Origin of the sequence: Corallococcus praedator, assembly GCF_003612125.1 — a bacterium.
GTDB lineage: Bacteria > Myxococcota > Myxococcia > Myxococcales > Myxococcaceae > Corallococcus > Corallococcus praedator.
In genome coordinates this window covers 1-398 of sequence record NZ_RAWI01001349.1, presented here as the reverse complement: position 1 = coordinate 398, position 398 = coordinate 1, and the positions used below count along the sequence as shown (strand labels likewise).

The window sequence follows — 398 nt, the reverse complement described above, 5'->3', positions numbered from 1 at the left end:
GTACGGGGCGCCCGAGGGAGCACCGGACGGGACGGCGGACGGGGCGCTGTGCAGGCCTTCGACCGTGAAGGCGACGACGTCGAGGTTACCGGCCTCCAGCGAGCCGATGGCCTGGACGAAGGTCGCGGTGCCCTCGGCCAGGTCGAGGTCGACCGGGCCGATGACGGGCTCGGTGGTCCCGGCGGCGGCCACGGCGGCCGACACGGTGCCGGCCGGCACCTCCAGGGCCTCCTCGTTCGGGTTGGTCAGGCCCTCGATGACGGCCGTGTCGCCGGCGAGCACGTCGACGGCGGGCGCGGCGGCGGTGTGGCGCACGACGAGGCGGGCCTCACCGGCCGGCACCGACGACACGTCGTTCACGAACGGGGTGACCGTGGGGTCGTCGCCCACCTGTCCGA

General features: G+C 75.4%; 1 protein-coding gene. It reads right to left on the bottom strand.

Annotated elements, in window-relative coordinates:
* The coding region (locus tag D7Y13_RS46660) for a DUF4397 domain-containing protein (RefSeq protein ID WP_167508838.1) at positions 1-398 on the bottom strand (398 nt) is incomplete at both ends.